Annotated in this window: 3 protein-coding genes; all 3 read left to right on the plus strand. The window is 61.1% G+C overall.

What is annotated here, in order from left to right; translation table 11 throughout:
• A partial coding sequence (locus ACOQFS_RS11475; protein ID WP_421563010.1) for a hypothetical protein occupies window positions 1-492 on the plus strand: 492 nt, incomplete at its 5' end.
• 230 nt (window positions 493-722) lie between these two features.
• Window positions 723-992, plus strand: a complete 270-nt coding sequence (gene fliQ / locus ACOQFS_RS11480; RefSeq protein WP_060986738.1) for a flagellar biosynthesis protein FliQ — start codon at window positions 723-725, stop codon at window positions 990-992.
• 726 nt (window positions 993-1,718) lie between these two features.
• Window positions 1,719-4,337 carry a heavy metal translocating P-type ATPase gene (locus ACOQFS_RS11485; RefSeq protein WP_060986739.1) on the plus strand — a complete coding sequence of 873 codons (2,619 nt, stop codon included), beginning with the start codon at window positions 1,719-1,721 and terminating at the stop codon, window positions 4,335-4,337.
• The last annotated feature ends 308 nt before the right edge of the window (window positions 4,338-4,645 follow it).

Here is a 4,645-nt window from a genome sequence, read left to right on the forward strand (position 1 = left end):
GGTGAACAGGCTCTCGGTGAAGGTGTCGGCTCCGCGCATGTCTGGCTTGTCTGTCTGGTCGGTTGGGTTGCCTCAATTGTCCTGGCAAGACGTCAACCGGGAAACGACGGTGGGGAGTATTTCAGCAGCCTGCTAGAATTCGACGCCATGTCCTACCGCTTGCAATCGGCCGTGCTCGTGTTTGCCCTTCTGTGGCAGGCAATCAGCATGGTCAATCCGTTTGCAGGCGCAACGCGCGCCGACCAGTTCGAGCACTTGGTGGTTTCCACCCAGCATGTGGCGCGGCAAGCTCATGAGGACCGGTTCAAGCAAAAAATCGCATCGGGCAGTCATCTGCATACGGATGAGGGGCTGACGCTTGCGGGACTGATCCTGACATTGGCACTCAGAGTTCCGCGCGTTCCGCAGGCTGACCTGATTGCGCAGCAGGCAGCACGTTATACGCCGCCCTCCCTCGAAGGCCTGCTGCGTCCTCCGATGGCGCTGGCCTGAACACGCGTCCTCGGCGCACGTCTTCCACCGGTGTGCGGTAGACACCCAAGAAGCCCTTTCTGCGCAACCCCTGTGCGTGACTGCGCTGTGCGTGGTTGTCCGCGCGCAGGCGGCAAGCTGTCAGACGCCCTGTCGGGACTCGATGCGCAGTGAGGTGCTCGACTGCGCCGCCAGCTTGCAGCGGCACTCGTCCGACCATTTCCCCATGGCTCCTTCTGTAAGGACTCCCAATGAGTTCGCAACAAGTCCTGACCATCGCACAGGCGGCACTGCACATTTTGCTGATAACCGCCGCACCTATCCTGCTCGTGGTGCTACTGGTAGGTCTGATCGTTAGCATCCTCCAGGCGGTAACGCAGATCAATGAAAACACGCTGTCGTTCATCCCAAAATTGGTAGCCGCCATCGTCGTGCTGATCTTCATCGGACCATGGCTCATCAGCACATACGTGGACTACTTGCGAGAGGTGCTGCTCTCGATCCCGGGTCTGGTGGGATGACTGTCCATTCGGAACAGCGCTCGCGCAGGCCAATGAAACGCGCGCGCCCGGAGCCTTCATTGGCACGGGGGATCGCTGCTGCTACCATCGCTGGCGTGCGCAAAGCCCTTGTCCTCATCTTGCTGGTGCTGCTGCCAATCCAATTCGTTTGGGGGGCTGCCACGGGCTATTGCCAGCATGAAACGCGCACGTCCGACACCCACTTTGGCCACCATGTCCATGAACACCAAGCCAAGCTGGCGACTCGTTTGAAAGACTCGGCGGAAGTTGACCGATCAATCGGCGGCGATCACCCCGATTGCCCGAGCTGCCACCTCACCTCCGTCTCTGCTGTCTTGGATCAGGTTCCTCTGATGACAGGAAGCCACGCGGGTCCACTGGCCTTTGCGGACGAGCAGTCTCATCCCAGCTTCCTGCGTCACCGTATAGAGCGCCCGAATTGGCGGCGCGCAGCCTGATAGCCAGTCCGTTCGATCTCGGCCACGCTCACGCAGTGGGCGCACGCCAGTCCGTAACGGCATTGAGCTGACTGATCAAGCGATGCCCTCCATGGGCAATAGACATCGAAACCGGTCTGGCTAAGCCGCTGCGACAGCCAGCAAGGCATCGGCTGATTCGGCTTCTCCACGGCGGTCTGGCCCGAGAGAGGCAACGCCAGTGCCCATCCGCTGGTGCCGGCTCTCTCGTGGGCCGCCACGCAATCAAACATCATTCAAGGCAGAAGCAATGAGCAATTCCAAGAAGCTACGTCTCGATCTTCCTCTCGTGCTTCCGGACGTGAGCGAAGCGCATGACCGCTGCGTGTTGCGGCTCACGGACACGCTCAAGGGCCGCAACGGCATCGACGAAGTGCATATCGTCGACATAGAAAGTGGGGCGCCACAGCTGTGCGTCCACTACGACCCCGATAGCATGACCCTCGGCCGAGTGCGTGAGCTGGTCCAATCGGTCGGCGCCGAGATTTCCTCACAGTATGCCCACTTGGCGTTTCGGGCCAATGGCTCGCTGCTGGCGCGCACTGCCCGCCGGATTGCCGAAGAACTGCGGCGCGTTCCGGGGGTGATTGAGGCAGACGTTGCAGCTTCGGGCTCATTGCGCATCGAGTACGACCGCTCAAAGGTCTCGCAACAGGAGCTGATCGAAGCCCTCGGCTCGCTGGGCATTTCCGGCGAGGTGGTTCCCTGGAGCGTGCCCTCACCGAGGCCTGCTGCAGCAGTGCAGGAGCTGCCGGCTGCAGCCAATGACACGGTTGTAGACGAGGTGAAGAAGGATGCACATGACCATGCAGCTCACAAAGGGCATGAACACAGTGAGCGGGACAAGAATCACTCAGGTCACGGTCATGGCGAAGCGGGTGGTCACGCGGGTCATGACCACAAGGAAGGTCTTCTCGGTGAGAAGACGGAACTCATCTTCGCGCTGTTGTCAGGAGCCTTGCTACTAATTGGTTGGCTGATCAGCAAGGGAGATTTCGCGGCACCCTGGGTTCCTACAGCGCTCTATGTATGCGCGTATTTCTTCGGTGGATATTTCACCGTGAAGGAGGCGTTTGAGAATCTCCGTGCACGTCGATTCGAGATCGACACGCTGATGCTGGTCGCCGCTGCCGGTGCCGCCGCACTCGGGGAGTGGGCGGAAGGTGCATTGCTGCTCTTCCTGTTCAGCTTTGGCCATTCGCTTGAGCACTACGCCATGGGGCGTGCGCGCAGAGCCATCGAAGCGCTCGCCAAGCTGGCGCCCGAAACCGCGTTGCTCCGGCGCGATGGCAGCACGAAGGAAGTACCCCTGGCCGAATTGGAGGTCGGCGATGTTGTCGTGGTCAAGCCAAACGAGCGATTGCCGGCGGACGGTGTGGTGGTCGTTGGTACCACTAGCGTCAACCAGGCTCCCGTGACTGGCGAGAGTGTGCCCGTGGACAAGCGGCCCCTGGAAGATGCTAAATCGGCCATCGCGAGTTTCGACAAAGTGGCTCCCGAGCACAGGGTGTTTGCCGGCACGATCAATGGCGCAGGCGCCATCGATGTAATGGTGGCGCGCAAGTCGGACCAGTCAACGATGGCACGGGTGATCAAGATGGTCACCGAGGCAGAAGCCCAACGTTCGCCCACACAGCAATTCACAGAGCGCTTCGAGCGCATCTTTGTTCCCTCGGTGTTAGCCCTCGTAGCTGTGCTGATGCTCGCCTGGTTGGTCATCGACGAACCGTTCTCTGCAAGCTTCTACCGCGCCATGGCCGTGCTGGTGGCGGCAAGCCCGTGCGCGCTGGCGATCTCTGTGCCCAGCGCTGTGCTCAGCGGCGTTGCGCGGGCTGCACGCGGCGGGGTGTTGGTCAAGGGCGGTGGCCCGCTAGAAAACCTAGGCACCCTCAGCTCCATCGCGTTCGACAAGACCGGTACCTTGACCGAAGGCAAGCCCAAGCTGACTGATGCGGTCGCGGCCAAGGGTGCGACCGACGACGAACTGCTGACTGTTGCGCTGGCCGTCGAAGAGCACAGTGATCACCCGTTGGCATCGGCCATCGTGAAGGGCGCCCGGGAGCGCCTGAGCGCCGGGGCGGGCACCCTAACCGCATCCGATGTGAAAAGCATCACGGGGCGGGGCGTGCAAGCGCAGGTGGATGGGGACGCGGTCTACATCGGCAAGCCGGTGCTGTTCTCGGAGCTACCGGACTCTGCAATGCCGTCGGATGTCGAGAAGGCAAACGCAGATCTGGTGGCCTCAGGCCGCACCACGATGGTCGTGCGCAAGGGGGCGAGGTTCCTGGGCGTCATTGGTGTGATGGACACCCCCCGGCCTGTCGCCGGGAAGGTGATGGCCCAGCTGCGAGAGCTCGGCATCGAGCGGCTGATCATGATCTCCGGTGACAACCAACAGGTGGCAGATGCCGTGGCCAAGAGCGTGGGGCTGACCGAGGCACGCGGGGACCTGATGCCCGAGCAGAAGGTGGACGCCATCAAGGATCTGCGCTCCGCACACGGCAAGGTGGCGATGGTGGGCGACGGAGTCAACGACGCCCCGGCCATGGCCAATGCAACCGTGGGCATAGCCATGGGCGCAGCTGGATCGGACGTCGCGCTGGAGACGGCGGACGTTGCACTCATGGCGGACGACCTTGCTCAACTGCCATTTGCGGTCGGACTTTCACGCAGCACGAGTCGTGTGATCAAGCAGAACCTGTGGGTGAGCCTTGGCGTAGTCGCCGTGCTCATCCCTGCGACCATCTTTGGCTTGAAGATCGGTACTGCCGTCTTGTTCCACGAAGGCTCGACGTTGCTCGTGGTGGCGAACGCGTTGCGCTTGCTCACGTTCAAGGACACGCGAGACAGCGGAACCGAGCAGTCATAGTGAATCAGCTGCGGCAACTCGACAATCATCTCGTATTGTGCACATGGGTTGGTCATTCAGTTCAGCGCAGCGACCCAGCTATTCCCTCCGCGCAAGATGTACCTACCTTGCATTACTCATGCATCAACCGAGCCCAACCGAACGGGGTAGCTCGCTTGCCATGAGGTCCTTTGTAGATCGCGAGCTCAAGCGGAATAACCAGAAGATTACATTTGGGAAAGCTTGGGAAAGGGGTCCCCTCGTTTTCAGTGCAATAACTGGCGGTACGCAAACCCAGCACTGGCGCGGGGGTGGTGTTGGTAGATCGT

This window comes from Paracidovorax sp. MALMAid1276 (assembly GCF_049198005.1).
Lineage (GTDB): Bacteria > Pseudomonadota > Gammaproteobacteria > Burkholderiales > Burkholderiaceae_C > Acidovorax.